Source organism: Nocardioidaceae bacterium SCSIO 66511, from assembly GCA_023100825.1.
In the GTDB taxonomy this organism is placed as follows: Bacteria; Actinomycetota; Actinomycetes; order Propionibacteriales; family Nocardioidaceae; genus Solicola.
Genome location: CP095846.1, coordinates 407,937 through 434,290, shown reverse-complemented (window position 1 = coordinate 434,290; position 26,354 = coordinate 407,937). Strand labels below are relative to the sequence as shown.

Annotated in this window: 27 protein-coding genes and 1 tRNA gene; 16 read left to right on the top strand and 12 right to left on the bottom strand. The window is 66.8% G+C overall.

Features of this window, described 5'->3' with window-relative positions:
- Positions 1 to 45: 45 nt before the first annotated feature.
- From acs to MU582_02065, 6 genes are all read left to right on the top strand, one after another.
- Positions 46 to 2,001, top strand: coding sequence for an acetate--CoA ligase (acs, locus tag MU582_02090; protein ID UPK75447.1), 1,956 nt, complete (start codon positions 46 to 48; stop codon positions 1,999 to 2,001).
- Between the two features lie 227 nt (positions 2,002 to 2,228).
- Positions 2,229 to 3,551 carry a hypothetical protein gene (locus tag MU582_02085; protein UPK75446.1) on the top strand — a complete coding sequence of 441 codons (1,323 nt, stop codon included), beginning with the start codon at positions 2,229 to 2,231 and terminating at the stop codon, positions 3,549 to 3,551.
- Between the two features lie 52 nt (positions 3,552 to 3,603).
- Complete coding sequence (locus MU582_02080) at positions 3,604 to 3,957, top strand: hypothetical protein (GenBank protein UPK75445.1); 354 nt, start codon at positions 3,604 to 3,606, stop codon at positions 3,955 to 3,957.
- A gap of 42 nt (positions 3,958 to 3,999) precedes the next feature.
- On the top strand, positions 4,000 to 4,482 hold the full coding sequence (locus MU582_02075) for a hypothetical protein (protein ID UPK75444.1): 483 nt from the start codon (positions 4,000 to 4,002) through the stop codon (positions 4,480 to 4,482).
- The gene (locus tag MU582_02070; GenBank protein ID UPK75443.1) at positions 4,479 to 5,234 is read left to right on the top strand and encodes a hypothetical protein; all 756 of its coding nucleotides are present in this window, start codon (positions 4,479 to 4,481) and stop codon (positions 5,232 to 5,234) included. Before MU582_02075 ends, MU582_02070 begins: the two co-directional genes overlap by 4 nt.
- Before the next feature lie 104 nt (positions 5,235 to 5,338).
- Positions 5,339 to 5,815 carry a phage holin family protein gene (locus tag MU582_02065; protein UPK75442.1) on the top strand — a complete coding sequence of 159 codons (477 nt, stop codon included), beginning with the start codon at positions 5,339 to 5,341 and terminating at the stop codon, positions 5,813 to 5,815.
- Positions 5,816 to 5,830: 15 nt separating this feature from the next.
- Here the strand turns inward: MU582_02065 and MU582_02060 are convergent, their stop codons facing one another.
- Genes MU582_02060 through nth form a run of 4 tightly spaced genes read right to left on the bottom strand, consistent with a single transcriptional unit; the run spans position 5,831 to position 9,061 of the window.
- Positions 5,831 to 7,060, bottom strand: a complete 1,230-nt coding sequence (locus tag MU582_02060; protein UPK75441.1) for a MarP family serine protease — start codon at positions 7,058 to 7,060, stop codon at positions 5,831 to 5,833.
- On the bottom strand, positions 7,003 to 7,710 hold the full coding sequence (locus MU582_02055) for a CoA pyrophosphatase (GenBank protein ID UPK75440.1): 708 nt from the start codon (positions 7,708 to 7,710) through the stop codon (positions 7,003 to 7,005). The genes MU582_02060 and MU582_02055 overlap by 58 nt, the downstream gene beginning before the upstream one ends.
- Positions 7,707 to 8,333, bottom strand: coding sequence for a TlpA family protein disulfide reductase (locus MU582_02050; protein ID UPK75439.1), 627 nt, complete (start codon positions 8,331 to 8,333; stop codon positions 7,707 to 7,709). Before MU582_02050 ends, MU582_02055 begins: the two co-directional genes overlap by 4 nt.
- The gene (nth, locus tag MU582_02045) at positions 8,330 to 9,061 is read right to left on the bottom strand and encodes an endonuclease III (GenBank protein ID UPK75438.1); all 732 of its coding nucleotides are present in this window, start codon (positions 9,059 to 9,061) and stop codon (positions 8,330 to 8,332) included. The genes MU582_02050 and nth overlap by 4 nt, the downstream gene beginning before the upstream one ends.
- A gap of 145 nt (positions 9,062 to 9,206) precedes the next feature.
- Here nth and MU582_02040 point away from each other — a divergent pair, with 145 nt between their 5' ends.
- Positions 9,207 to 9,884 (top strand): Crp/Fnr family transcriptional regulator, encoded by a 678-nt coding sequence (locus MU582_02040; GenBank protein UPK75437.1) that lies wholly within the window; start codon positions 9,207 to 9,209, stop codon positions 9,882 to 9,884.
- Between the two features lie 144 nt (positions 9,885 to 10,028).
- Here MU582_02040 and MU582_02035 read toward each other — a convergent pair whose 3' ends face one another.
- The 5 genes from MU582_02035 to MU582_02015 form a co-directional block, all read right to left on the bottom strand.
- Entirely contained in the window at positions 10,029 to 10,523 is a 495-nt protein-coding gene (locus MU582_02035; GenBank protein UPK75436.1) for a hypothetical protein, read from the bottom strand.
- Between the two features lie 691 nt (positions 10,524 to 11,214).
- A complete protein-coding gene (locus MU582_02030) occupies positions 11,215 to 11,985 on the bottom strand; it encodes an MBL fold metallo-hydrolase (protein UPK75435.1) in 771 nt (256 codons plus the stop codon).
- On the bottom strand, positions 11,982 to 12,791 hold the full coding sequence (locus tag MU582_02025; protein UPK75434.1) for an NUDIX hydrolase: 810 nt from the start codon (positions 12,789 to 12,791) through the stop codon (positions 11,982 to 11,984). Before MU582_02025 ends, MU582_02030 begins: the two co-directional genes overlap by 4 nt.
- A 10-nt stretch (positions 12,792 to 12,801) precedes the next feature.
- Positions 12,802 to 13,263: a RidA family protein gene (locus tag MU582_02020; protein ID UPK75433.1), complete on the bottom strand. Its 462-nt coding sequence runs from the start codon at positions 13,261 to 13,263 to the stop codon at positions 12,802 to 12,804.
- Positions 13,263 to 13,421 (bottom strand): DUF4177 domain-containing protein, encoded by a 159-nt coding sequence (locus MU582_02015; GenBank protein UPK75432.1) that lies wholly within the window; start codon positions 13,419 to 13,421, stop codon positions 13,263 to 13,265. The genes MU582_02020 and MU582_02015 overlap by 1 nt, the downstream gene beginning before the upstream one ends.
- Before the next feature lie 42 nt (positions 13,422 to 13,463).
- Here MU582_02015 and MU582_02010 point away from each other — a divergent pair, with 42 nt between their 5' ends.
- Genes MU582_02010 through MU582_02000 form a run of 3 tightly spaced genes read left to right on the top strand, consistent with a single transcriptional unit; the run spans position 13,464 to position 16,423 of the window.
- The gene (locus tag MU582_02010; GenBank protein UPK75431.1) at positions 13,464 to 14,231 is read left to right on the top strand and encodes an alpha/beta hydrolase; all 768 of its coding nucleotides are present in this window, start codon (positions 13,464 to 13,466) and stop codon (positions 14,229 to 14,231) included.
- A gap of 9 nt (positions 14,232 to 14,240) precedes the next feature.
- Positions 14,241 to 15,209, top strand: a complete 969-nt coding sequence (locus MU582_02005; protein UPK75430.1) for an AAA family ATPase — start codon at positions 14,241 to 14,243, stop codon at positions 15,207 to 15,209.
- Positions 15,206 to 16,423, top strand: coding sequence for an ArsA family ATPase (locus MU582_02000; protein ID UPK75429.1), 1,218 nt, complete (start codon positions 15,206 to 15,208; stop codon positions 16,421 to 16,423). The genes MU582_02005 and MU582_02000 overlap by 4 nt, the downstream gene beginning before the upstream one ends.
- Here the strand turns inward: MU582_02000 and MU582_01995 are convergent, their stop codons facing one another.
- Complete coding sequence (locus tag MU582_01995; protein UPK75428.1) at positions 16,424 to 16,732, bottom strand: WhiB family transcriptional regulator; 309 nt, start codon at positions 16,730 to 16,732, stop codon at positions 16,424 to 16,426.
- Positions 16,733 to 16,924: 192 nt separating this feature from the next.
- Here MU582_01995 and MU582_01990 point away from each other — a divergent pair, with 192 nt between their 5' ends.
- Positions 16,925 to 19,195, top strand: a complete 2,271-nt coding sequence (locus MU582_01990) for a penicillin-binding protein (protein ID UPK75427.1) — start codon at positions 16,925 to 16,927, stop codon at positions 19,193 to 19,195.
- Positions 19,196 to 19,203: 8 nt separating this feature from the next.
- Here the strand turns inward: MU582_01990 and MU582_01985 are convergent, their stop codons facing one another.
- Together MU582_01985 and MU582_01980 are read right to left on the bottom strand one after the other, a co-directional pair.
- A complete protein-coding gene (locus MU582_01985) occupies positions 19,204 to 19,665 on the bottom strand; it encodes a GatB/YqeY domain-containing protein (GenBank protein ID UPK75426.1) in 462 nt (153 codons plus the stop codon).
- 27 nt (positions 19,666 to 19,692) lie between these two features.
- Positions 19,693 to 21,405 (bottom strand): cytochrome bc complex cytochrome b subunit, encoded by a 1,713-nt coding sequence (locus MU582_01980; protein UPK75425.1) that lies wholly within the window; start codon positions 21,403 to 21,405, stop codon positions 19,693 to 19,695.
- Positions 21,406 to 21,463: 58 nt separating this feature from the next.
- Between MU582_01980 and MU582_01975 the strand changes: the two genes are divergently transcribed.
- The 5 genes from MU582_01975 (at position 21,464) to MU582_01955 (ending at position 26,301) form a co-directional block, all read left to right on the top strand.
- Entirely contained in the window at positions 21,464 to 22,387 is a 924-nt protein-coding gene (locus MU582_01975) for a metallophosphoesterase (protein UPK75424.1), read from the top strand.
- 10 nt (positions 22,388 to 22,397) lie between these two features.
- Positions 22,398 to 22,471 (top strand) — tRNA-Pro (locus tag MU582_01970).
- Between the two features lie 456 nt (positions 22,472 to 22,927).
- The gene (locus MU582_01965; GenBank protein UPK75423.1) at positions 22,928 to 23,578 is read left to right on the top strand and encodes a LysE family translocator; all 651 of its coding nucleotides are present in this window, start codon (positions 22,928 to 22,930) and stop codon (positions 23,576 to 23,578) included.
- Positions 23,579 to 23,630: 52 nt separating this feature from the next.
- Entirely contained in the window at positions 23,631 to 24,290 is a 660-nt protein-coding gene (locus MU582_01960) for a hypothetical protein (GenBank protein UPK75422.1), read from the top strand.
- A 25-nt stretch (positions 24,291 to 24,315) separates the two neighbouring features.
- Positions 24,316 to 26,301, top strand: a complete 1,986-nt coding sequence (locus MU582_01955) for an acetoacetate--CoA ligase (GenBank protein ID UPK75421.1) — start codon at positions 24,316 to 24,318, stop codon at positions 26,299 to 26,301.
- Positions 26,302 to 26,354: the final 53 nt, after the last annotated feature.

Sequence of the window (26,354 nt, the reverse complement as noted above, 5' to 3'; positions counted from 1 at the left end):
GTACGTTGTGTCGTGAGGCAGCACACAGAGCATGAGGAGAGAGCAGTGAGCGAGCAGGGCCTGTCCAACTTGATGAGCGAAGAGCGCCATTTCGATCCGCCGGCTGACCTGGCCCGTGATGCGAACGCCACCGCCGCGACGTACGAAGAGGCGTCCGCCGACCGGCTCGCGTTCTGGTCGAAGCAGGCCGAGCGGATCACCTGGGCCAAGCAGCCCGAAGAAGTGCTCGACTGGTCGAACCCTCCGTTCGCGAAATGGTTCGTCGGCGGCGAGCTCAACGTCGCGTACAACTGCGTCGACCGGCACGTCGAGGCCGGCAACGGCGACAAGGTGGCGTTCCACTGGGTCGGCGAGCCCGCCGACGACACCCGTACGATCACGTACTCCGATCTGCAGGACTCCGTCTCACGCGCGGCCAATGCGCTCATCGAGCTCGGCGTCGAGACGGGTGACCGGGTGGCCATCTACATGCCGATGATCCCCGAGACCGTGATCGCGATGCTCGCCTGCGCCCGGATCGGCGCCCCGCACACGGTCGTGTTCGGTGGGTTCTCCGCCGACGCACTCGCGAGCCGTATCGACGACTGCGACGCCCGCATCGTCATCACCTCCGACGGCGGCTACCGTCGCGGCGCGCCGAGCGCCCTCAAGCCGGCCGTCGACGAGGCGGTCGCCCGCTCGCCGCGCGTACGCAATGTGGTCGTCGTGCGCCGCACCGGTCAAGACGTCGCCTGGACCGATAAGGACGTCTGGTGGCACGAGGTCGTCGACCGCCAGTCGCCCGAGCACACACCGCAGGCGTTCGACGCCGAGCACCCGCTCTACGTGATGTACACCTCGGGTACGACCGGTAAGCCCAAGGGCATCCTGCACACCTCTGGCGGATACCTCGTCCAGTCGGCCTGGACCCACTGGTCCGTCTTCGACCTCAAGGCCGACTCCGACGTCTACTGGTGCTCCGCCGACATCGGCTGGGTCACCGGCCATTCGTACATCGTCTACGGCCCGCTCGCCAACGGCGCCACCTCGGTCATGTACGAAGGCACGCCCGACACCCCGCACAAGGGGCGCTGGTGGGAAATCATCCAGGACTACAAGGTGTCCATCTTCTACACGGCACCGACCGCGATTCGTACCTTCATGAAGTGGGGCGACGAGATCCCGGCCGAGTTCGACCTGTCGAGCGTACGAGTGCTGGGATCGGTCGGCGAGCCGATCAACCCGGAGGCGTACGTCTGGTACCGCAAGCACATCGGCAGCGACGCCAGCCCGGTCGTCGACACCTGGTGGCAGACCGAGACCGGAGCGATCATGATCAGCCCGCTCCCCGGTGTCACTTCGGCCAAACCGGGTTCGGCAATGACGCCCCTCCCAGGCATCAACGCCGATGTCGTCGACGACGCCGGCAACTCCGTACCCAACGGCTCCGGCGGCTACCTCGTACTCACGGAGCCGTGGCCGGCGATGCTGCGCACCCTGTGGGGCGACGACCAGCGGTTCATCGACACGTACTGGTCGCGCTTCGAGGGCACCTACTTCGCCGGCGACGGAGCCAAGCGGGACGACGACGGCGACATCTGGTTGCTCGGGCGCGTCGACGATGTCATGAACGTCTCCGGCCACCGCCTGTCGACGACCGAGATCGAGTCGGCCCTGGTGTCGCACTCGAAGGTCGCCGAGGCGGCTGTCGTCGGTGCTACCGACGCGACCACGGGCCAGGCGGTTGTCGCGTTCGTGATCCTCACCGAGGCCGCCGGCGACGGCGGACCCGACGTGGTCGCCGAGCTGCGCGCACATGTCGCCAAGGAGATCGGGGCGATCGCGAAGCCGCGCTCGATCATGGTCGTCTCCGAGCTGCCGAAGACGCGTTCGGGCAAGATCATGCGTCGGCTGCTGCGCGACGTCGCGGAGAACCGCCAGGTCGGCGACGTCACCACGCTCGCCGACAGCAGCGTGATGGACGCGATCAAGACCGGGATCGGGTCCGCAAGCGACGACTGACGCGGTCGTCGAGCTCAGCGCGTAGAGGTCCGCTGTACCGGTGAAATACCGGTACAGCGGACCTTTGTCGTGCAGCGTGCCACGATCGAGAGTATTTGCTATCGTAAATCTCCACCCGGGCTACGCAGAGTGACCCTGGGAGAATGTAGATTGTCAACAATCGGCGCATAGGGTACTCGGACTCACCGTCGAGCAAGGCTCAGAGCACGAGACCCTGGAGTACGCCCGTGACCCAGTTGCAACCATTCGACAAGCACCAGGCGGATACCGCCGACCTCGAGGCATGCGGCGCCAACCTGATCACCCAGGCCGCCGACGGAATCACCACCGGCAAGCTCACCAAGAAGGCATACAGCCCCGCGATCCCCGCCATGCGAGGTGACTGCGCACCGCTCGTCCAGAGCGCGGACAACGCGGTCCAGCAGGGTTCGCAAACCGTCACGGGTGAGCTCGCTTGGGCCGCGGTCGTCACGAAGTACTGGTCCACTCAGGTGATCGACTTCAACTCCCGTGTCGACACCATCACCTCGACGCTCGCCGAGGCGGAGAAGAACAGCGATGGCGAGGGCGACGACGACCCGGACAGCGACAGCCCGCGGGTCAAAGCCAAACGCGACTGGTGGACGGCCTACTACAACTACATCGAGACCGGTCAGAGCGAAGTGTCCGCGATGCTGCGCGACGGTCCGACCAAGGCGCATATGCAGACTGTCATCGACGCGGGCGCCATGCCCGGGATGACCTGGGACTACGCCACCTCCTGGGACGACTTCAAAGGCGACTTCGCTGCCGGCTTCATGGGCATCTGGACGCCACCGGCGGACCCCGGTGACTACGCGGTCTGGTACGGCAAGCTCGTCGGCCTGATCGGCTCATGGACCGGCCACGGCGTCAACAAGTTCGCGACCCAGCGATACATGCCGCTGCCGGGGCTCGGCGGCAACTGGTACAGCCGGTTCAACCCGAACAACTGGCAGCAGCGCTACAACATGTCGCGCTACGGCTGGTCGCGCACACTCTGGCCGTGGACCAGTCGGTCGCCGTTGCCGTACAACCTCCGGGGCGGCCGATTCGACAAGTGGAAGTTGCCGTTCCGCCGCGAGATGGCGCCGGTGACCAAGTGGAGCAAGCTCGCCGGGGTCGCAGACAAGGGCTTCTACGCCCTGTCGTTCGCCGGCGGCGCGTACGACCAGTGGGGCCGCGACTCGCAGCGTACCGATCTCTCCACCGGCGCGAAGGTGACCCGCTCGGCCACGCGCGGAACGGTCAAGCTGGCCGGAACGTACGCGGGCATCGAGACCGGCGCGTACGTCGGCGCGTACCTCGGGAGTTTTGGCGGCCCAATCGGAACCGTCGCCGGGAGCATGGTCGGCGGAATCGTCGGCGGAGTGATCGGATCCGGCGTCGCCGACGAGGCCGCTGACTACGTGGTCGAAGGCGTCACGGATGCGTACGACGCCACCGCCGACGCCGTAGACACGGCCAAAGACTGGACCGGCGATCGTCTCGATGATGCAGGCGACGTCGTGAAGAAGCTCAAGTTCTGGTGATGCGACGTCGTCCGCACACCTGTCGAAACCTGTCACAGCTCGAGGAGGACTCATGAACTACGTCGACATCACCCCGGATCCGGCATCATCGGCCGCACGCAACACGGCGAACACCGCACCGACCTGGGCCACCTGGGCGTCAGGCGCCACCAACACACTCGACAACGCGGCGATCTCGTCGAAGGACTCCGTCGTCACGCGCGCCTTCAAGACGTACTACGAGGAGGTCAAGCCCCGCGTCGAGAAACTTTCGCAGCTCGCCGAGAAGCAGGGGGTCGATCTCGGCTCTGCGGTCCAGGCAGCGATCGGCGGTGACGAGCAGTCGCGGCTCGACCTGCAGCCCGCGTTGAATCTCACGACCCAACAGCAGGGTCCCGCTCTGACGCGGCCGCTGAACGCCGGCTGACGCCGACTACAACCTCGCGTACCACCGACCGAAGGACCCCGCATGAGCGACGACCCGTTCGTCACCTACCACCACGCGACCGCCAGGTTCACGATGCCCGTTCCCAGCGATTGGGCGATCCATGAAGACCCGCACGAACAGGTGGCCGTCGCGGCCATCGCACCCGGCCACGAAGCCGACTTCCATTCGAACGTCGTCGTCACGGTCGACGAGCTGGAGCCCGACCGCACAATCGAGTCGTGGCAGGAGTTCACCGAGACCACGAGCGCGCAGGTACTCGACCAGTACCTCCTGATCGACAACGAGACGCTCGAGGTCGACGGCCACACCGTTTTCCGCCGGCTTGCCCACCACGCCAACTCCGGCGGCGAGGCCCTGACCATGGAGCAGTGGTCGACAGTACGCGGGCGTCGCGGCTACACCGTGACCGCAACGACGCCGACCCTCGGTGCGTACAACTTCACCGGCGTCTTCGCCACCATCGCTAATGGCTTCCGGCCCGACCTCACGGAGGCGCCCAAATGACTGTTTCGTTCGAACCCGAGTCCGGCCAGCTCACCCTCGATCGGGTCAGCTTCGATGCGTTGCTGGCCCTCGCCGTGGGCACGGGCCCGACACAGCGTGGGCTCGAGAAGACTCGCGAGGCGGGTCTCGTGGACGGCTCATCGATCCACCCCGCCCTACGTACGCCCCTCGCGGCCGCGGCCGATCCGATCGCGGTCGGCAGGCTGGAGATGCGCAACGAGAACAACTCCCAGGTCGTCGTCGAGTTCTGGGTATCGACGGATGCGGCGACGTACCTGATCGGTCAACCCGACGGCGAACTGCGACTCGTCTCCACCCCACCAGACTTCTTCCCGATATCGGTCGCGCGACTGGTCGGCCTCTCACCGCGGCCCACAACGTCCTTCCAACCATGGCGGATGCCGCCGCACCTGGTGCATGACCTCTTCGGCGCCGACGCCGAACGTCGAGCCACGGCAGCCGGAACGATCACGGCAACGATCGACGACGCGCCCACGACCTCGTACGCGGACGGTCTCGCGCGCGGGCCGTGGTGGTACTGGACCCTCAGCGTGCGCTGGCCGAACACGCCCGGCAACGAGGGCGAGCGTTCGCTGCACATCGTCGATTCGCAACAAGGCATGGCGATCATGTCGCTGTCCGATGATCTGATCGCCGTCGACCCGACCGACCCCAGCGAGGTGTTCCGGCTTCTCACCGTGATCCTCCCCGGCGACGAGGAGGTGGCGTTCACGCCCGCGCCGACGGCGTGAACGAAGCGACACGGGCCCACCCCCGCTGCGTCGTACCGACGAGTCATCTAGGCTCAAGGCGCGCAGCAACGTCCGATTTCGGTCCCATCGACCCAGGAGAGTCCATGAGCAGCCAGGGACAGCACCGGCTCGAGGCCCAGGAGCAGGCCGACCCGACGATCGGCCGCCTGGTCGCCGATGCGAGCCGCGATGTTTCCGCGCTGGTCCAGTACGAGATCCAGCTCGCGAAGTCCGAGTTGCGAGTGAGCGTCAAGAACCTCGGCCTCGGGGCCGGGCTGCTCGCCGTCGCCGCGTTCTTCGGTGTCTTGATCATCATCTTCGCGTCGATCACCGCTGCGTACTTCATCGCAAAGATCCCCGGACTCGATCTCGCCTGGGCGTTCCTGATCGTCACCGGCATCTACATCCTGCTGGCCGTCATCGTCGTACTGATCGGCATCCGCAAGTTGAAGTCGGTCAAGGCGCCGGAGAAGACGATCGACACCGCCAAGGAGATCCCGAACGCGCTCAAGGGGCAGACCGGCAAGCCGAAGGCGCCTGCAGAGCCCGCTACGCCGACGGGCGCACGCTCCGAGTCCTGACCGGGTCACCGACGCTCAGGTACATCCGCCGGTCGAAACCTCCTCGTCGCCTGTGATGCCGCGCTCGGCGTCGGCCTGCACCTGCTCGGCGGTCAATACGTAGCCGGTGTTGTCGTCGCTCACCGACGCCGCGAACACAACGCCGTACACCTGGCCGCCGCTGCTCACCAGTGGCCCGCCCGAGTTGCCCGAACGAACCAGCCCTCGGATCGAGAACACCTGCCTGCGCACTACCCCGTCGTCGTAGATGTTGGGGCTACGCAACTCCTGCCGGGCGCGGATCCTGGCCGCTACAGCGTCAAAGGGACCGTTGTCGGGGTAACCCATCACGACGGCGTTCGAACCAGCGCCGCCGCCCGTGTCGAACCCCAACGGGCGTACGTCCAACCCGTCGACCGCCAGCACCGCGACATCGAGATTCTCGTTGTAGACAACGGTTCTGGCGTCGTACGACTCATCGCCGACGACGACTGTCGGATCATCGACACCGGCGACCACGTGTGCATTCGTCATCACCCGATCGGGCGCGTAGACGAAGCCGCTGCCCTCGACACCGCGATCGCACTCCTCGGCCTGCCCGAGCACCTTGACGACACTCGGCGCAGCGCGGCGCACGACCGGCCGATCGAGGATCTTGTCGTTCGGCGTTCGTACGTGGCTGATCTCCTCGGGTACGAACGGCTCGAGGTAGCGCGGGAAGAGGTTCGAGTCGATCAGCGAGTTGAACGACTGCAGCCCGCTCCGGGCAGAGTCGGGCATGACTCCGTCGACGCGGCTCAGAACGGCCGAGGAGCGCACGGAGTTGGACAAGGCCGGGATCTGCGTGCCGGAGACCGCGTAGCCGAGGCACCAGGCGATCACGAGCACCGCCACGACCGAGAGCACCGCACCGCCGACCGCGTCGATCGAGCGCGCCGGGTGCCAGGTGATCTTGTCGCGCAGATGCGTGCCGACGAACGTGCCGCATGCCTGGCCGACCGTCGCACAGATCAGCACCAGGATGAGCGCGAGCAAGGCGGTGCCGACGCCGTCACCCAGCCCACCGAGGACGAGCGGCACCACGACGATGCCGAACACGCCGCCGATCAGCAGCCCGATCGTCGCCGCCGCACCGGTCACGAAGCCTTGCCAGTAGCCCGCCATGCCGTAGACCACGATGACGAGCAGCAGAATGAGATCGAGCACGTTCATGAACCGTCCGGCGCGGGAGGGTTCGGCCGCGGGCGTACGCGCGAATGATCCCACGGCCGCTCCCAGCCCACGTGCTCGAACAGTCTGCTCACGATGCCGGCCGTGAACCCCCAGAGCACGAGCCCGTCACCGACCTCGAAGGCGGGCCCCTTCCAGCCGCCGGTCACCTCGACGGTGAACCGGTTGACCGGGTCGAGCAGATGCGAGACGGGTACGCGAAGCACGCTCGCGACCTCCCCCTCGTCGACGACCCCAACCGGCGCCGGAGTGTGCCACCAGCCCACAATCGTCGTCACCGCGGAGTTGCTCGGCGGCACCCAGAGGTCGGGGAGAGTACCGACGACTGCCACGCAGGACGGATCGAGACCGACCTCCTCGCGCGCCTCGCGCATCGCTGTGTCGACCGCATCGCGGTCACCGGGATCGGCTTTACCACCGGGAAACGCAAGCTGACCAGGGTGGGAGCGCAGCGTGTGTGCGCGCTCGGTGATCAACAGGTCCGGCCCGCCGTCGCCCTCGCCGAACAGCATGAGCACTGCCGCCCGACGCGCTGAGCTCGGCGGCGAGGGGAAGCGCGGCGACAGCTTCGCGGACGTCACGCCGTTGATGCCGGTAGCTACCGGACGCAACCACGCCGGCACGTCGGCGGCCGGTTGCTCCGCGGCCGGTGACTGCTCCGCGTTCGCCGCTTCCTCAGATCTCACAGCTGCACTCCGAGATGCTCGCGTACGTCGTCGGCGAGCTTGTCGTACGAGGTGATGACGCCGCGCTCAGTGCCGGCGATCGAGCCGTCGGGGCGTACGAACATCGTCTGCGGCGTACCCACAAGCTCTAGTGGGACCTCGGACTCACCGCCCGGGTCGGCGACCGAGGGATAGGTGACTCCGCTGTCGGCCGCCAATTCGAGCGCCGTGCCGGGCTGGGGATCTTCGATGTCGATGCCGATCACCCGCACCTTGCCCGACTCGTGTAGTCGCTGGATCACCGGAAGCTCCTTGCGGCAGGGCTCGCACCAGCTCGCCCACACGTTGACCACCGTCGGCTCACCGCGGAGTGCGGACAGGTTGACGTCCGGCCCGCCGCCGAGACAGGGAAGCGTGAGGTCGGGTAGACCGTTGTCGACCGGCTCGTCGACCGAGTCGACGCGTGGGCAGTCGTCCATGCCTGCCGCTCGCTTGAGCTTGGCGAGCTCGGGAGTGTCGACGTCGACCTCAGAGAGGTTCGATGCGGGCAGCGACCCGCCGCCCCCGTCGTCGCTCGACGGTGGAGTGCATGCGGCCAAGGCCGCACCGAGGAACAGCGCGGCCGACGTACGGGCCCATCTCATGCCCGCCCCTCGGTACGAAGCAGCTTCGCCGCCTCGTCGTGCCCGGTCGGCCCCTCACCGAACGACGGACACCAGTGCGCGACCGGGCAGGCACCGCAAGCCGGCTTGCGCGCATGGCAGCAGCGACGACCGTGCCAGATCAGATGGTGGCTCAGCATCGTCCAGTCTCGCTTGGGGAACAACGCGCCGACGGCGTGCTCGACCTTCACGGGGTCGGTCTCGTCGGTCCATTTGAACCTTCGTGCGAGCCGACCGAAATGGGTATCGACGGTGATACCGGGCACATCGAATGCGTTGCCGAGCACGACGTTGGCCGTCTTGCGGCCGACCCCGGGCAGCGTGACGAGATCCTCGAGCTTGCCCGGGACCTCACCGCCGAAGTCGTCGCACAGTGCCGCCGACAGCTTCAGCAGGCTCTCGGTCTTGGCTCGGAAGAAGCCGGCCGGCCTGAGCAGCTCCTCCATCGTCTCCCGGTCGGCCGCAGCCATCGCCTTGGCGTCGGGGTACGTGGCGAACAGCGTCGGGCTGATCGCGTTGACCCGCTTATCGGTCGTCTGCGCCGACAACACCGTGACGACGAGCAGCTCGAACGCGTTGGTGAAGTCGAGCTCCGCCTTGGCATCCGGATAGGTCTCGGCAAGGACGCGGTTGATCTTGCGCGCCCGTCGTACCAGGGATGTCGGCGGCTTCGGAACGTCTGCGGCACTGGCGCGGGTCGGTGTCGGCACGCCACCTAGAGTACGGGCGCGCGGCGACACGCCGAACCAGTGATGGCGCGGGAACGTGTCCTCTTCGCCATTCGTGTGCAGGATAGGACAGAATGTGAAGCGAGGCACACCGATCCGCAGGCGTGCAAGACGGCGAGGAGATCCAGTGGACAACGACGTGCTCCGTCAGGCTTTGCTCTTCTCTGGCCTCGACGACGAGGCGGCGGCCTCGCTCGGGGCGCAGATGACCGACACGCATCTGAGTCGTGGCGAGGTCCTGTTCCACGAGGGAGACTCCGGCGACCGGCTGTACATCGTGACCGACGGCAAGATCAAACTCGGCCGTACATCCGCCGACGGCCGCGAGAACCTCCTCGCCATCCTCGGACCGGGCCAGATGTTCGGCGAGTTGTCACTGTTCGACCCCGGACCCCGCTCGACCACCGCGACCGCCGTCACCGACTGCTCGATGCAGAGCCTCGGTCACGAAGAACTCACCGTCTGGCTCACCGATCACCCGAACGTCGCGCGCGCCCTCCTCCACCAGCTGGCCGCCCGGCTCCGGCGTACGAACGACGTCGTCGCCGACCTGGTCTTCTCCGACGTACCCGGCCGCGTCGCCAAGGCGCTACTCGATCTCTCATCGCGCTTCGGCCGCAAAGCCGACGACGGCATCCACGTACACCACGACCTGACCCAGGAAGAACTCGCACAGTTGGTCGGCGCCTCCCGAGAGACGGTCAACAAGGCACTCGCCGACTTCGCGATGCGCGGCTGGCTGCGGCTCGAGCCGCGGTCGGTGGTGATTCTGGATCTGGAGCGGCTGCAGCGCCGCTCGCGCTAGCTGCGTACCCGTCCCCGTTGCGATCGGTTACGCCCAGATCTCGTCTCGTTGCGATCGGTTACGCGGCTGACGGCGGCTGGCCACGTTTTGTATCTATCACGCATAGCTCCAATAGGTTTGTAGCCCTGCGCGAGGGATACAAAATCAGCGATCGCGTTGGTTGCGCACAACAACGATATTCGGGCGCGGTCGCTGACCATTGCCCCGCCGGAACTCACGGGCACTTGCGACGAAGGCATCGGGATCGCGCGCGACATCTCCAGGCGCCCATGGCAGAAACGGGATCCCCAGCTCGGCCAGAACGCGCTGCGTTGCTTGGGTTCGCTTGTACAGTTCTGGACTGAGGTGCCACTCCATCGAGTCGATCTGAAGCGCAATGGCCAGATCGTCCCACCAGCCGTCGGGGATGCAGAGCAGCACTCCGTCCGGGGTGAACAACGAGACGTTCCACTCCGGCATCGGTACGTCGCTGCCGCGAAAAGCGATTCGAGCGTCCCCTTCTGCAGCAGATCGGATACCGACCTCGATCTCATGCATGACGGCTCGAATGCGTCCGCTGCGTTGAGTCGCGAGGCTCCCGATCGCATCGAGTAGCTCAGCGGGCGTGCAGAACTTTCGCTGCACGGTCTCGGCGACCACGGCACGAACCGAAGAGAGCCGGAGCGTACGGCGACTCCCGTCGACGCAGCATCTCGCTAGTGGCGCAAGCGCGATACCGCGCCGGACGACAGGCTCCGGGAGGTAACTCGTACGCTCCACAATCACGAAGTGGTGCGACGTCCTGTTGGTCGCTCGCGGTACTAGGAGATGGATACGTGGGTCGAGCGGCTCCCGGACACCGTGCTCACGCAGACCACTGGCCCCGGTGACTACCGCGCCGGGCCCGCCGTACTTCAGGGCCGCTAGCAGCTTCTCCCGCCGCGTGGGCGTACCTGTGTGGCAAAGCGTGACGCCGGGCAGGATCCACTGCCATGGCCCGCGGCGCATTCGGGCACATATCGTGCTCCTTGGGACCCGCAGATCCATCAACTGTCGGTGAGTCACAACCCGCTCATTCGCTGCAATCAGGGTCGCGACTGCTTCGCTGTCATAATTTCCTCGTCGTGGCACACCATGCAGCATGCTGCGCCGACTCCGCGCCCGTACGATCTGCGGGTCGTACGGTGGATAACCCTGTGGACTACCGGCCGGCGCGTTTGTATCTATCACGCACAGGTACAAACCTATTGGAGCTATGCGCGATAGATACAAAAAAAGGGGGAGAAACGAGGGCAGCGCACCGCACGGGCACGCGGCCCGCGAACCACCGGATCGGAAGGCGGCTGAGCAATCAGCGCTGGAGGTACGCGAGCTGCGCGGCGACCGACTGCTCTGCGGCGGGCCAGAGTGATTCGTCGACATCGGCGTACACCCGCTCGACCACATCACGGGCGGAGACGGCGCCGGCGGCGACTGCGGCGCGCACCTGCTCCAACCGTTCGGCGCGATGCGCAAGGTAGCCGTCGAGTACGCCGGCGGGGTCGTCGATAACCGGCCCGTGTCCGGGTAGCAGCCGACGTACGCCGCGCTCGTCGACGAGGCGCCGCAGCAGCCGCAGCGAGTCGAGGTACGCGCCGAGGTCGCCGTCGGGCTGGGCCACAACGGTCGTGCCACGGCCGAGCACGGTGTCGCCCGTGAGCAAGGCGCCGTCGGACTCGACCAGCAGGCTCACCGAGTCGCTGGTGTGCCCCGGAGTCGCGACGACTTCGATGACCAGCCCGTCGACCTCGATCCGCTCCCCGTCGTCGAGCCCGGATCCAGCAGTACGCAAGGAAGCGTCGACCGCCCGCACCTCGCACCCCATCCGGGCAGCGAACGCCGCGGCCGCCTCCGAGTGATCGAGGTGCCGGTGCGTCAGTAGCACGACGGCGACCGAACCAGCCGCATCCGCCACGGCGTCGAGATGCGCGGCCTCCGGCGGACCAGGGTCGACCACGACCGACCGCGCGGCACCCGGCTCTCGCAACACCCAGGTGTTCGTACCGTCGAGCGTCATGATCCCCGGGTTGTGCGCTAGTACGCACTCGGCGCGCTCACCGAACCGTCCACCAGACCAGCTCATGGCAGCTCCGTCTCCAGGAAGTACTCCCCGGCGTCCTCGACCAAGCGAGGCACGACGGGAATGATCGGCCGCTCAGGCGCGGCCTTCAGTACCTCGGCGGTCGAGCCGAGCGCCGCCAGGTCGCGGCACGTCACCCAGGTCGGCGGCATCATCGCGATCTCGTCGCGCTCTTCCCTCCGGAGCGCGTCGGACAACGGCAGCCACTCGACTCGGTCCGCCTCGGTGCTCACGTCGCGCGTGCGTTGCCCGTCCGGCAACACGGCAACGAAGAACCGCGTATCGAACCGGCGCGGCTCGAACGCGGGCGTGATCCAATGCGTCCACGCCGCGAGCAGGTCGGCACGTACGGCCAGCCCTCGGCGAGTCAGCATCTCCGCGAGCGAGAGCTCATGCGCGACCAGTGCCGCGCGGTCGGCTTCCCACCCGTCTCCCGTCACGTCGGCGACGACCTGCGACGCATCGCCGGCGAGAAGTACGTCGGACTCCTCGTACGTCTCCCGCACCGCCGCGCACACGAGTGCCCGTGCGGTTGCCTCGTCGCAGCTGAACCGCTCGGCCCACTCCGCCGGCGGCGGTCCGACCCAGTCGACGTCGACGTCCGCATCGCGGGGATCGACCCGACCGCCGGGAAACACGTACATGCCCGCTGCGAACGCCATGCTGCGCTGCCGCCGCAGGAAGTACGCCCCGACGCCGTCCGCGCCATCTCGCAGCAGGACGACCGTCGCCGCGTCGACCGGGTGTACGGGATCGCCCGTACGCCCGGTGACGTGCTCGCGCAGCCTCGGAGGCAGTGGTACGCGCATGACGCGCTTGCTACCGGACCTCGGCGATGAGTTCGACCTCGACGGGTACGTCGAGCGGAAGCGCGGCTACGCCGACGGCGCTACGCGCGTGCACGCCTGCATCACCGAAGACCTTGCCGAAGAACTCGCTCGCGCCGTTCGCGACACCCGGCTGACCGGTGAAGTCGGGTGCGCTCGCCACGAAGGCCACCACCTTGACGATGCGTACGACCTGCGACAGGTTGTCGACCTGTGTCGCCAACGCTGCGATCGCATTGAGCGCGCACTGCTGTGCGCACTCGTACGCAACCTCGGGCGTGACCTCTGCGCCGACCTTCCCGGTCGCGACCGGTTTGCCGTCGCGCAGCGGCACCTGACCCGCCGTGTAGACGTATGAGCCGGTACGAAGAGCCGGGACGTACGCCGCAACCGGCGGCACGACCTCGGGCACAGACAGGCCGAGCTCGGCGAGGCGCTCTTCTGGGGTTGCCATCAGCCCTCCTTGGGACGCTTGAAGTAGGCGACGAGGTTCTCCGGGTTCATGCCCGGCACGATCTGCACGAGCTCCCAACCCTCAGAGCCGAAATTGTCCAGAATCTGCTTCGTCGAGTGCACCAGCACAGGGGCGGTGAGGTATTCCCACTGGGTCATGCGGCGACGATACTTCATCGCCAACTGCGTCATCCTGGACCTATGACGTCACCCGATCCGCGTGCCGTACTCACTCGCCCTGCGCCGGCCCCCGACCTCGTTCTCGCGTACGGCGACGGCGCCGACCACGTCGTCGACATCCACCTACCAGCCGGCGACGAGCCCGAAGAGCTCATCGTGCTCGTGCACGGCGGCTTCTGGCGTGACGCGGTCGATCGCGTACACACCCGCCCGCTCGCCGACGCGCTGCGCCGCGAGGGCTACGTCGTCGCGACACCCGAGTACCGGCGTACGCCCGGTGCCCGTTGGCCCGACATGCGCGCCGACATCGAAGCAGTACGCGACGCGCTGCCGGGTCTCATTGCACAGTCCGTGAACGGACGCGTCGCGGCAAGGCCGTACCGGCTGATCGGCCACTCCGCCGGCGGCCACCTCGCATTGTGGTGGGCACTCACGGCGCCTACCAGTGTCGAGCGGGTTGTTGCGCTCGCTCCGGTAGCCGACCTCACCCGCGCGTACGCCGAAGACCTCGACGAGGGTGCAGTCGAAGCACTGCTCGGCGGAAGTCCCGCGGAGCGACCGGCCGAGTTCGCCGACGCCGACCTCGCCAAGAGACTCGGGGCGCTGCAACCGCCGACGGTCATCTTGCACGGCACGGAAGATCAGCGTGTCCCGATCGAGCACTCGCGGGGCCTCGGCGTCACGACACTGCGCGAGCTTGCGGGGGTCGAGCACTTCGCGCTGATCGATCCTCTGACAACCGTCTGGCCGGTGGTCCGCGACGCAGTGGCGTCGACGGCTAAGGCATAGGCTCGACCCGTGGCACCCCGCAAGCGCTTGCACATCATCACCGGCAAGGGCGGCACCGGCAAGACGACGGTCGCCGCGTCTCTTGCGATGACACTCGCGCGAGAGGGCCGGCATGTGCTGCTGTGTGAGGTCGAGGGGCGCCAGGGCATCGCGCAGCTCTTCGACGTTCCCCCACTGCCGTACGAGGAGCGTCTCGTCGCCTCGAGCCCCGACGGCGGCCAGGTGTACGCGCTGGCGATCGACGCCGAGGCAGCGCTGCTGGAGTACCTCTCGATGTTCTATCGGCTCGGCCGTGCGGGTAAGGCGCTCGACCGCTTCGGAATCATCGACTTCGCCACCACGATCGCTCCCGGCGTACGCGACGTACTGCTCACCGGCAAGGTCTACGAGGCAGTGCGCCGCCGCAAGTCCGACGGCGAATTCGTGTACGACGCCGTCGTGGTCGACGCCCCGCCGACCGGGCGCATCGCGCGCTTCCTCAACGTCAACAGCGAGGTCGCCGGGCTGGCGAAGGTCGGACCGATCCGGCGGCAGGCCGACTCGATCATGTCGCTGTTGCGTGCGAAGCGGACCGCAGTACACATCGTCACGGTGCTCGAAGAGATGCCGGTGCAAGAGACCCTCGACGGCATTGCCGAACTACGCGAGGCAGAGCTTCCGGTCGGCCGGATCTTCGTCAACCAGGTACGCCACTCGCCACTCGACCCGGATCTGCGTACGCGATTCGCCGAGCTCGACAGCGCGGCAGTACGAAAGGCGCTCGCAACCGAGGGGCTACCCGCAGACGGGCCGGTCGCCGACGCCCTGCTCGCCGAGGGTGCCGCCGATGTGGAGCGCCAGGACCTGCAGAACGAACAACGCGCGACCCTCGCCTCCATCGACCGCCCGGTGCATGAACTCCCGCAGCTGCCCGACGACGTGGACCTCGGCGGCATCTACCGGCTCGCGGCCATCCTCGGCGAGGAGGGCATCGGATGAGCCCCCGTTCACGTACGTCGCCTCGCGCGGGCACGCCCCGGGAGCGGCATCGGTACGGCGAGTGGAGCCGTCCGGGCCGTAGCTCTTCGGGCGATGAACTCGACGCAGATGCGCTGATCAGCGACCGTGACACCCGCATCATCGTGTGCTGCGGCTCGGGCGGCGTCGGCAAGACGACCACGTCCGCGGCACTAGCGCTACGCGCCGCGGAGCAGGGCCGCAAGGTATGCGTGCTGACCATCGACCCGGCACGTCGACTCGCACAGTCCATGGGTTTGACCGAGCTCGACAACGTCCCTCGGCCGGTTGCCGGCGCGGGCTCGGACGGCGGTTCGCTCGACGCGATGATGCTCGACATGAAGCGCACGTTCGACGAGGTCGTGGAAGCACACGCATCGGAGGAGAAGGCCCGCCAGATCCTGCAGAACCCGTTCTACGTCGCGTTGTCGAGCTCTTTCGCCGGCACCCAGGAGTACATGGCGATGGAGAAGCTCGGCCAGCTGCACGCCGACGCCGTCGAGGACGGGCGCTGGGATCTCATCGTCGTCGACACGCCCCCGTCGCGGTCGGCGCTCGACTTCCTGGACGCACCCGAACGGCTGTCGTCGCTGCTGGACGGCCGGTTCATCAAACTGCTGCTGACGCCGGCGCGCGGACCGGCGCGGTTCCTGACCGCCGGGTTCGGCATGGTCACAGCCGCCCTGAACAAGGTGCTCGGGGCACAGATCCTGACCGACGTTCAGACCTTCGTCGCGGCCTTCGACACACTCTTCGGCGGGTTTCGCCAGCGAGCGGAGGCAACGTACGCGCTACTTCAGGCGCCCGAGACGGCATTCGTGGTCGTGGCGTCACCGGAGCGCGACGCGCTACGCGAGGCCATGTACTTCGTCGAACGCCTGACAGAGGAGCGGATGCCGCTCGCCGGTCTGGTACTCAACCGCGTCACCACACCGAGCACCGATGCCGTCGACGACGCCGAAGCAGAGTCGGTCGCTCGCCGGCTCGACGACGCCGACACCGCCGACGGGCCGGTGGTCGCGGCCCTGCTGCGCATTCACGCCGACCGGGTACGCGCGCAGGCAAGAGAGCAACGGTTACGGCGCCGGTTTGCGGGCGCCCATCCGGACGTACCCATCGCGCCGGTGCCGGCTTTGGCCGGCGACGTCCACGATCTCGACGGGCTGCGCCGTATCGGCGAACAGCTCGCTTCGTAGCTAGCTGGCGCGTTTGGCGCCGGCCGAAGGGGCCGTGGCGGACTCCTCACGGGCCGCTTCAAGCAGAGTCCGCCACGAGGTGACGTTCGGACGGCGACGGAGCAGCGCCCGGCGCTCCCGCTCGGTCATGCCGCCCCAGACTCCCCATTCGATCTCGTTGTCAAGCGCCTCGGCCAGGCATTCCGCGCGTACCGGACACGCCCGGCACACCTGCTTCGCGCGATTCTGCTCAGCCCCGCGTACGAACAACGCATCCGGGCCCTGAGAACGGCAGGCTGCCGAACGCGCCCAGTCATCGGTCCACGTCATTGTGTTATCGCCCCTCTGAGGCCGGCTCCCATGGCCTCCCGGTGGCGCATCGTCGCGCCGACGATGAACTTACGTGGTCTGCGCCACAGACGGCAGACCGTCGCGGACCATTTCGCATAGTCCGAACGGGCCATTTCCGGCCACGGATCGCGGGATGCGACACGCATCGTGGCGTCGCGTACCCTCGTAGTCATGCCTACGCGTAATGACAACGGCATGGGCGCGCTCCGAACCGTATCGGTGATGGCGCTCGTGAGCGTGTTCTGCGGCGTGCTCGTCGCCGGACTCCTGATCCCGGTCGCGAGCCTGCTCGGCATGGGTACGAACAGCGTCGCCGACGGGTTCAAGAGCCTGCCCTTAGCACTCCGTGAGCAGCCGACGCCGGAGCGTACCGTTGTCAAGGACGTACACGGCAAGACGATCGCGTACTTCTACAAACAGAACCGCAAGAGTGTCCCGCTGAAGAAGATCGCTCCGGTCATGCAGGACGCCATCTTGTCCATCGAGGACTACCGGTTCTATGAGCACGGCCCGATCGATGTGCAGGGCACGTTCCGAGCATTCGTCAGCAATACGATCGGCAACTCCGTGCAGGGCGGCTCTTCGATCACCCAGCAGCTGGTCAAGATGATCCTGGTGCAGCAGGCGGACACCAAGAAGGAGCGCCTCGCTGCGATCGACGACAGTTACGGCCGCAAGTTGCGCGAGCTCAAGTACGCGATGGCGTACGAGCAGAACCACACCAAGAAGGAAATCCTCGAGAACTACCTGAACATCGCGTACTTCGGTGACGGCGCGTACGGCATCGACGCGGCCGCCCGGCACTACTTCTCGGTCGCGCCGTCCGATCTGGATGCGCGTCAGGCCGCGACCCTTGCCGGCCTGGTCAAGAACCCAGTCGCGTACGACCCGACGAAGTACCCGCAGACCGCGCTGACCCGGCGTAACACCGTCCTCGCGCGGATGGCCGAGCTCGGCAAGATCGAGGACAAGAAGGCCGAGAAGCTGATCAGCAAACCGCTGCTGCTCAAGCCGACGAACTACAGCAACGGCTGCGTCAGCACGGTCGCGCCGTTCTACTGCGACTACGTACGCCGCTACCTGCTGCAGGATCCGGAGTTCGGTGACACGCCGAAGGAGCGCGGCACCGCGATCGACACCTCCGGGCTGACCATCGAGACGAACCTCGACCCGCGCTTCCAGAAGGCGACCGACAGAGCGGTCATGAGCACCGTCGGTGCAACCGATGAGGCGATCGGCGCACAGGCGTCCGTCGAGCCCGGCACCGGCGAGGTACGGGCCGTGTCGCAGTCCCGGCCGATGGGCAACAACGCCAAGGCCGGGCAGACGTACATCAACTACACGGTGCCGAAGAATCTCGGCGGAGCGAACGGCTTCCAGGCGGGCTCGACGTTCAAGGCGTTCACGTCGGCGGCAGCGCTGAAAGCCGGCTATCCCTCCAGCACATACTTCAACTCGCCACAAGACCTCTACATGCCCGCCGGTTCCTATACGACTTGTGATGGCGATGGCACTGGATCTTGGCCCGTGAGCAACTCAACTGGCGCTGGCGGGTTCCCGATGTCGATCGCACTTCCGCAATCGGTCAACACCTACTTCGCACAACTAGAGAAACTTGTCGGACTTTGTCGCACGACGAAGATGGCGCGAGCGGTTGGCCTCGACTTCCCAAAGCGGCAGGAGGTGCCGTCGTTCACCTTGGGCGTGGTCGATGTCAGCCCGCTCGACATGGCCGCGGCGTACGCCACGTTCCCGGCACGAGGCAAGTACTGTGCGCCGCACCCGGTGTCGCGCATCACTGATCGCGACGGTGAAGTGGTCAAGGACTACAAGCCCAACTGCAAGCGCGTCATGCCCAAGGCGGCCGCCGACACGATGAACCAGATGCTGGGTTACGTCCAGTCTCCGAGCGGGTTTGGTTCCTCGCTGCTCCTCAATCAGCCATCGGCGGCGAAGACGGGAACCACCACGGGTAACCAGGCCGTGTGGTACATGGGCTACACGCCCAACCTGGTGACCGCCTCGATGCTCGCCGGAGCGAACAAGGATGGCACGCAAGACACCCTTTCCGGCGTTTCGCTCCGCGGCTCGTACATCTCGTTCGACCAGGTCGGTGGTAGTTCTCTGGCCGGCCCGATGTGGTTCAAGTCGATGAGCGTCATCCAGAAGTGGCTTCCGGACCGGAGCTTCCATGCCCCTGGCGGACTCGGCCAGGCGCCGGACGACACCCCGTACGCTCCGCCGCCGCCCGAGGACAACGGCGGCAATAACAACAACAACGGCAACAACGGTGGCGGCAATAACAACAACAACGGGAACAACGGTGGCAACGGGAACAACGGCGGCAACGGGAACAACGGCGGCAACGGCAACGCCGGAGTGCTGCAGAACGACACCCGTCGCCAGGGTCCCGACGCGTTCGGTCTCACCGGCCTCTGGTGAGACCGGCGCTAAGCGCCCAGCTGCTTCTTGACCTCGGCTGCGACGGCCGCTCCGTCGGCGCGGCCCTTCACCTGCGGTTGCACCACGCCCATGACCTTGCCCATTGCCCGCATGCCTTCGCTTTCGGCGCCCGTCGACGCAACGGCGTCGGCGACGATCGAGGCGATCTCGTCGTCGCTCAACGGCTGCGGTAGGTAGTCGGCGAGGATCGCAGCCTCGTCGCGTTCCTTCGCGGCGAGCTCGTCGCGACCGGCACCGTCGAACGCCTCGGCTGCCTCGCGGCGCTTCTTCTGCTCCTTGCCGAGGACGTCGAGCACCTCGGCGTCGGACAGCTCCTTGGCCTCCTTGCCGGCCACCTCGGCATTCGTGATCGCCGACAGCGCCATCCGGATCGTGGACGAGCGCAGCGAGTCGCGCGCCTTGATCGCGGTGGTCAGGTCGTCGCGTAGTCGTTGCTTCAGCTCAGCCATGGGCCAAGTATCCACCTGCCGACGGGGTCAGTCGCGGTGCGGGATGCCCGTCTCGCTGACGCCGGTGAACTCGCCTTCGGCGGGCTCGATCTCGGCATGGTGCGCAGCTGCCTCGCCCACCTCGTCGCTCGTCGGCTTCTGGAGGTTGTCGCCGTACGCGAATCGGGACAACCGCGCGCGTACTCGCTCGGCCCGCGAGCGCGGCGCGCGCACGCCGTTGTCGTCGACCTCGCCCCGAGCCTCCTGTACGACCGGGCGTTCGTGCGCCATGAGGGTGTACGCATCTCCCTCCGGGAGCGCCGCGTGCCGCTCGGTGTAGCCGCCGTCGGCCGAACGCTCGATCACACCCGTCTCGTACCCGTGCAGCACGCGCTCGGCGTCGTGGCGTTGCAACGCGATACAGATTCGTTTGGTGACGAGGAACGCGACAACGGGGCCGACGAACACGAGCACCCGCGCGGCCCAGGTGATCGCGAAGATGTCGAGATGGAACACCACCGCCAGCACGTCGTTGCCGCCCGCAGCCCAGAGGATTCCGAACCAGACGATGCCGGCAACGCCGAAGGCCGTACGAGTGGGGTTGTTGCGCGGACGTTCGAGTACATGATGCTCACGACGGTCTTTGGTCACCCAGGTCTCCACGAACGGGTAAAGCGCGAGCAGGGTGAACAGGATCCCGGGCACGATCACCGCGGGTACGAACACGTTCCAGCTGAACGTCCAGCCGAAGATCGTCGTCTCGGCCGCAGGCATGATCCGCAGCGCGCCTTCGAGCCAACCCAGGTACCAGTCGGGCTGCGACCCGGCGCTGACCTGCGACGGGTCGTACGGCCCGTAGTTCCAGATCGGGTTGATCTGGATGAGCGCACCCATCAGCGCGGTGACGCCGAAGACGATGAAGAAGAACCCACCGGACTTGGCGGCGTACACCGGGAGGAACGGGTAGCCGACAACGTTCTTGTCGCTCTTACCCGGCCCCGCCCACTGTGTGTGCTTGAGGACCCAGGTCAGCAGGACGTGCGCGCCCACCAGCGCGAGCAGCAGCGCCGGCAGTAGCAGCACATGGAGTACGTAGAGCCGCGGAATCAGCGGTGAGCTCGGGAACTCCCCGCCGAACAGGAAGAACTCGAGGTACGACCCGACGATCGGGATCGACCGGACGATCCCGTCGGCGATGCGTAAGCCGGTGCCCGAGAGCAGGTCGTCGGGAAGCGAGTATCCGGCGAACCCCTCCAGCAGGCCGATGCCGAGCAGCGCGACTCCGATCAGCCAGTTGACCTCGCGCGGCTTGCGGTACGCACCGGTGAAGAACACCCGCAACATGTGCACCATCATCGAAGCGAGGAAGAGCATCGCCGCCCAGTGATGGATCTGGCGCATCAGCAGTCCGCCGCGGATGTCGAACGAGATGTGCAGCGTGGACTCGTACGCGGCCGACATCTCGATCCCGCGCAGCGGCGCGTACGTGCCGTCGTAGACCGTCTCACTCATGCTCGGGTCGAACCACAGCGTCAGGAAGACACCGGTCAGGAGGAGCACAACGAAGCTCCAGAGCGCGATCTCCCCGAGCAGGAAGGACCAGTGGTCGGGGAAGATCTTGCGGAGCTGTCCCTTGGCGATGGTCGCAAGGTTGAGCCGCTCGTCGAGCCACCCGACCGGCCCGGCGGCCTTCCTGCCGAACCCGCTCTCCTCGATCCGCCCAGGCTCGCCCCTTGGCGCAGTGCTGCTTTCGACGCTCATACCTATATAGACCGATCAACCGCCGGGATTGTGACACCGATGTGACAGGGTGGGTGTGATGCATCCGCTCACGAAGACCTTCGCCGCCGGGGCCGCCGTCGGCACCGGGGCGCTCGCGTACTCGCTGGGCTACGAGCGCACGGCGTTCGTCGTACGCCGCATCGACATCCCGGTGCTGCCGCCGGGTGCTCGCCCGGTCAAGGTGCTGCATCTGTCCGATGTGCATCTGACTCCCGGTCAAACGGCGAAACAGCGCTGGCTTCGCGAACTGATCGACCTCGACCCCGATCTGGTCATCAACACCGGCGACAACCTCGCCCATCTCGATTCGGTGCGTCCGGTGCTGTCGGCGTACGGCGACCTGCTCGACGTACCGGGCGTGTTCGTGTTCGGCTCCAACGACTACTTCTCGCCGATCCTGAAGAACCCGCTGCGATACCTGTGGCGGACCAGCGGCGGCCGTACCCGACGGATTTCCGATCTGCCCTGGCGCGAGCTACGTGATGCGTTCACCGGACACGGCTGGCTCGACCTCGACAACGCCTCCGGACGGCTCAAGGTCGGCGAACTCGAGTTCGCGTTCAGCGGGGTCGACGACCCGCATCTGGAGTACGACGACCTCGCCTCGATCGAGTCGCCCGCACCGAGCGATGCGGACCTCGCAATCGGGGTTGCGCACGCCCCGTACGTACGCGTGCTCGACGCGATGAACGCCGCCGGCTACCCCGCGATCTTCGCCGGACACACCCATGGCGGGCAGGTACGACTTCCGTACATGGGGGCACTGGTGACCAACTGTGACCTCGACCGAAAGCGCGCCCGAGGCCTCAGCAGACATGCGACGGAGGGCAACGCGGCCTCGTGGTTACACGTCTCCGCGGGCCTCGGAACGTCGCCGTTCGCACCCGTCCGCTTCTGCTGCCGACCCGAGGCGACCCTCGCCACCCTCACTCCGATAGACTCCCTCCGCTGGCGGCGCTAGAGCCGCCTGGCGGGCTGTGGCGCAGGTTGGTAGCGCGCGTCGTTCGGGACGACGAGGTCGCAGGTTCAAATCCTGTCAGCCCGACATAACAACGTGAATGGCCCAGGGCGGAGCCCTGAGCCATTCACGTTGTCGTCGGGGGACAGGATGCCGGGAGGAGGAGCGCACGGCGAGGTACGAGCCGGACGCGACGACGGCTCCTGTCAGCCCCCAACCGGAACTCGCGATCCCATAGTCACAAGCGTAACTATGGGATCGCTAGTTAACGGATGCTGAAGTGATCAAGGGGTATGAAGGGCTGGCTCGCAGGGGATGACAGTGCCCTGCTCGAATAAAGCCAGACCGACTTCGGTAAGTAGCAACGCTCAGCGGTGTGGGCGGCCGCTCGGCGTGCGGGGCTAGACGCCAGGGGTAGGTTGCCGGCTGGCCGCTTCTCGCGGGCGACAGCTCGCCCGACAGCGACCAGGTCGACAGGGCTACCTCGGCAAGTAGCCTTGCGGGGGCAAGCTACACGCCGTATGCCTAGAGAGCAGGTCCGCGATGCCCGTCGATCCAGCGCTACTGCTCGGGTTCCTCACCATGTCCGCAGTACTCTCCCTCGTGCCGGGGCCGTCGGTGGTTCTCTCGACCGGCCGGGCGATCACCGAAGGCCGTGCGCAGGCGATGCCGATCGTCGTCGGCAACGTGATGGGCGGCATCGCACTTCTCGTACTGGTCGTTGCCGGTCTCGGCGCAGTCGTCGTCGCATCCGCGACGCTCTTCAACGCGGTGAAGGTCCTCGGCGCGTGCTACCTGCTGTGGCTCGGCATCCGCACGCTCCTGTCCATCCGCAACGGGTCGGCAGTCGACCTCGGCGAACCAGCGCGCCACGGCACGACGGGCACGCGCAGAGCGGTACGCGAGGGCTTCCTCGTCGGCGTGAGCAACCCGAAGAGTGTCGTCGCGTTGATGGCACTGCTGCCCCAGTTCGTCGATTCCAGCATCGGGGCTCCGGCGCTGCAGATGATGCTGATCGGCTTGGCGGGCGCCGCCGCGCAGTTCTCCATCGAAACGACCTGGGTACTCGCAGCAGCGTCGCTACGGTCCTGGTTTCGTGCGAGCGCACACCGCGTCAACGCCCTGAAAGCGGTCGGCGGGCTCACCATGGTCGGTCTAGCCGGCAAGCTCGCCCTGCAGCGTCCGACGGGATGAACGCACACGGGACCCGGCAGGCGGCCACGCACCATCGTGCAACACTGGCGTAATGGCAAAACGATGGCGCGACGAGGTCGCACCGAACACGCGCAGCGGACTGCTCCGGCGCCGCAAGGGCGCGGGATCAGGTGCCGTCGAGACGCTCGATCGCGACGACGAGACCACGAAGCGGCGCCGTATCGCGGGTGAGCGACCGTCGACGAACGATGCAGACGACACGACCTCTGATGCGTCCGAAACGCCTGTCGAGACCGACCAGGCGCCCGACGAGTCGGCTACCGAGACCGAGTCACAGACTCTGGCCAAGGAGCTGACCGACAAGACCGCCAAGCGCCGCCGCATTCCGCAGCCTGTATGGGCGGCCGTGACCGGCATTGTCGTCGGCGCCCTGCTGACGGGTCTTGTGTACGCGGGCATGCAGGCCTTCGACGCGATCTACAACACTCCCGCCGGCGGCGGCACCGGTGCGGTGGTCCTGATCGTCGTCCTGATTGTTTCGTTGCTGGTCGGACGCTTCCTGCTCAAATGGCAGGGTCTCCCCGACCCGAACGCGACCACGTTGTTGGCGATTCTGCTCATCGTCATCGTCACCCTCGCCGCATTGCTCCCGATCGTGTTCTCCGCGTGGATGCTGGGCGTCACGCCTGTTCTGGGCGGCGCCTCGTACCTCGTCGCGCACCTGCTGATCACACGCTTCGGCAACCAGTAGAGCACCGGGCGGCATACTGACCCGCATGGACAACCCCGCCGCGATCGATGACGTGCCGCTCTGGTCACCGCCAACAGACGTACGTACGACCACTCGGATCGGCGACTACCTCGAATGGCTGGAGCGGGTTCACGGCCTGTCATTCCAGTCGTACGACGACCTCTGGCAGTGGTCGGTGAACGACCTCGACGGGTTCTGGCTGTCGGTGTGGGAGTACTTCGGCCTGTCCGACCTGTCCTCGACCTCGACGCCCTCGGCCGCGCTGACGGACGCGTCGATGCCCGGTGCGACGTGGTTTCCGGACACCACTATCAACTACGCCGAAGCCGTGCTCCGCATGCCCGGTCGCACCGACGACGACATCGTGGTGCTCGGCGAGTCTCAGACCCGCGGTCCGGTACGGCTGACCGCCGCAGAGCTGCGCGACCAGGTCGGCCGTGCGCGGGCAGGGCTACTGCGCCTCGGCGTACAGCGTGGCGATCGCATCGCTGCGTACTCACCGAACATCCCGGAGACGTTCATCATGCTGCTCGCCGCGGCCAGCCTCGGAGCGACGTTCTCGTCGTGTGCTCCGGAGTTCGGCACGCGTAGCGTGGTCGATCGGTGGCGACAGATCGAGCCCACCGTGCTCCTTGCCGTCGACGGATACGCGTACGGCGACAAGCCGATCGACCGGAGCGCCGAGGTAGCCGCGATCCGCGAAGCGCTGCCGAGCCTCGACAGTGTCGTCTGGCTGCCGTATCTCGAGCCCGACCGGCCCGGCCCCGATGGCACCCTGAGCTGGGCCGACCTGACCGCCGAGCCGGGTGAGCTCGCGTACGAGCGTCTGCCCTTCGATCATCCGCTGTACGTCCTCTACTCCTCGGGAACGACCGGGTTGCCGAAGCCGATCGTGCACGGGCACGGCGGAATCCTGCTCGAACATCTGAAAGCCCTTGCCCTGCACAGCGACCTCGGCCCGGACGACCGCTTCTTCTGGTTCTCCACGACCGGCTGGATGATGTGGAACCTCATGGTCTCGGGTCCTGCGCTCGGATCGTCAATCGTCATGTACGACGGGAACCCCGGCTCTCCCGATCTCGGCGAGCTGTGGCGGATGGTCGAGCGCACCGAGACGACGTACTTCGGCACCAGCGCGCCGTACCTCCTCACCTGCCGTAAGCGCCGCATCAAGCCGCGTTCGATCGCAGATCTGCCACACTTGCGCGGCGTCGGCTCGACTGGAGCGCCGTTGCCCGCGGAAGGGTTCGAGTGGGTGTACGAGGCTCTCGGCAACGACGTACATCTCGCATCGATATCCGGCGGCACCGACGTGTGCACTGCCTTCATCGGCGGCGTGCCGCTGCTGCCCGTGTACGCGGGCGAGATCTCATGTCGCTATCTGGGTTGCAAGTTGGAAGCGTACGACGAGAACGCCCAGCCGGTCATCGGTCGACTCGGCGAGCTCGTCATCACCGCACCGATGCCGTCGATGCCCGTCGGGTTCTGGGGCGATTCCGACGGCTCGCGCTACCGTGCCGCCTACTTCGAGGACATCCCCGGTGTGTGGCGCCACGGCGACTGGATCACCATCACCGAGCGCGGCTCATGCGTCGTGACCGGACGCAGCGATGCGACCCTCAACCGCGGCGGAGTGCGGCTCGGCACTGCGGAGTTCTACTCCGTTGTCGAGGCGCTGCCCGAGGTGGCCGATAGCCTCGTCGTCCATCTCGAGGACGGTCAGGGGGGCGCAGGGCAGCTCATTCTGTTCGTCGTACCGGCTGAAGGCACGGAGTTGGACGACGATCTGACGCGGTCCATCGCCTCCACCTTGCGTACGAACCTCTCACCGCGGCACGTACCCGATCGCATCCATCAGGTACCGGCGCTGCCACGTACGTTGTCGGGTAAGAAGCTCGAGGTGCCGGTGAAGAAGATCCTGCAAGGCGTCCATGCCGAGCAGGCGGCGGCGAAGGGCGCTCTGGCCAACCCCGAGTCGCTCGACGCGTTCACTCAGTACGCCCGCACCTGACCCACCCGACCCGCTGGGCCGCACGTTTGTGCCCCGGTTTTCGCGATTTTGGG

Excerpts from the sequence above, each read along its gene's own strand:
- MU582_02080 (UPK75445.1), top strand. The coding sequence starts at position 3,604 with ATGAACTACGTCGACATCACCCCGGATCCGGCATCATCGGCCGCACGC.
- MU582_02075 (UPK75444.1), top strand. The coding sequence starts at position 4,000 with ATGAGCGACGACCCGTTCGTCACCTACCACCACGCGACCGCCAGGTTC.
- MU582_02070 (UPK75443.1), top strand. The coding sequence starts at position 4,479 with ATGACTGTTTCGTTCGAACCCGAGTCCGGCCAGCTCACCCTCGATCGG.
- MU582_02065 (UPK75442.1), top strand. The coding sequence starts at position 5,339 with ATGAGCAGCCAGGGACAGCACCGGCTCGAGGCCCAGGAGCAGGCCGAC.
- MU582_02050 (UPK75439.1), bottom strand. The coding sequence starts at position 8,333 with ATGAGATGGGCCCGTACGTCGGCCGCGCTGTTCCTCGGTGCGGCCTTG.
- MU582_02030 (UPK75435.1), bottom strand. The coding sequence starts at position 11,985 with ATGAGCTGGTCTGGTGGACGGTTCGGTGAGCGCGCCGAGTGCGTACTA.
- MU582_02025 (UPK75434.1), bottom strand. The coding sequence starts at position 12,791 with ATGCGCGTACCACTGCCTCCGAGGCTGCGCGAGCACGTCACCGGGCGT.
- MU582_02020 (UPK75433.1), bottom strand. The coding sequence starts at position 13,263 with ATGGCAACCCCAGAAGAGCGCCTCGCCGAGCTCGGCCTGTCTGTGCCC.
- MU582_02015 (UPK75432.1), bottom strand. The coding sequence starts at position 13,421 with ATGACCCAGTGGGAATACCTCACCGCCCCTGTGCTGGTGCACTCGACG.
- MU582_02010 (UPK75431.1), top strand. The coding sequence starts at position 13,464 with ATGACGTCACCCGATCCGCGTGCCGTACTCACTCGCCCTGCGCCGGCC.
- MU582_02000 (UPK75429.1), top strand. The coding sequence starts at position 15,206 with ATGAGCCCCCGTTCACGTACGTCGCCTCGCGCGGGCACGCCCCGGGAG.
- MU582_01995 (UPK75428.1), bottom strand. The coding sequence starts at position 16,732 with ATGACGTGGACCGATGACTGGGCGCGTTCGGCAGCCTGCCGTTCTCAG.
- MU582_01990 (UPK75427.1), top strand. The coding sequence starts at position 16,925 with ATGCCTACGCGTAATGACAACGGCATGGGCGCGCTCCGAACCGTATCG.
- MU582_01985 (UPK75426.1), bottom strand. The coding sequence starts at position 19,665 with ATGGCTGAGCTGAAGCAACGACTACGCGACGACCTGACCACCGCGATC.
- MU582_01980 (UPK75425.1), bottom strand. The coding sequence starts at position 21,405 with ATGAGCGTCGAAAGCAGCACTGCGCCAAGGGGCGAGCCTGGGCGGATC.
- MU582_01975 (UPK75424.1), top strand. The coding sequence starts at position 21,464 with ATGCATCCGCTCACGAAGACCTTCGCCGCCGGGGCCGCCGTCGGCACC.
- MU582_01965 (UPK75423.1), top strand. The coding sequence starts at position 22,928 with ATGCCCGTCGATCCAGCGCTACTGCTCGGGTTCCTCACCATGTCCGCA.
- MU582_01960 (UPK75422.1), top strand. The coding sequence starts at position 23,631 with ATGGCAAAACGATGGCGCGACGAGGTCGCACCGAACACGCGCAGCGGA.
- MU582_01955 (UPK75421.1), top strand. The coding sequence starts at position 24,316 with ATGGACAACCCCGCCGCGATCGATGACGTGCCGCTCTGGTCACCGCCA.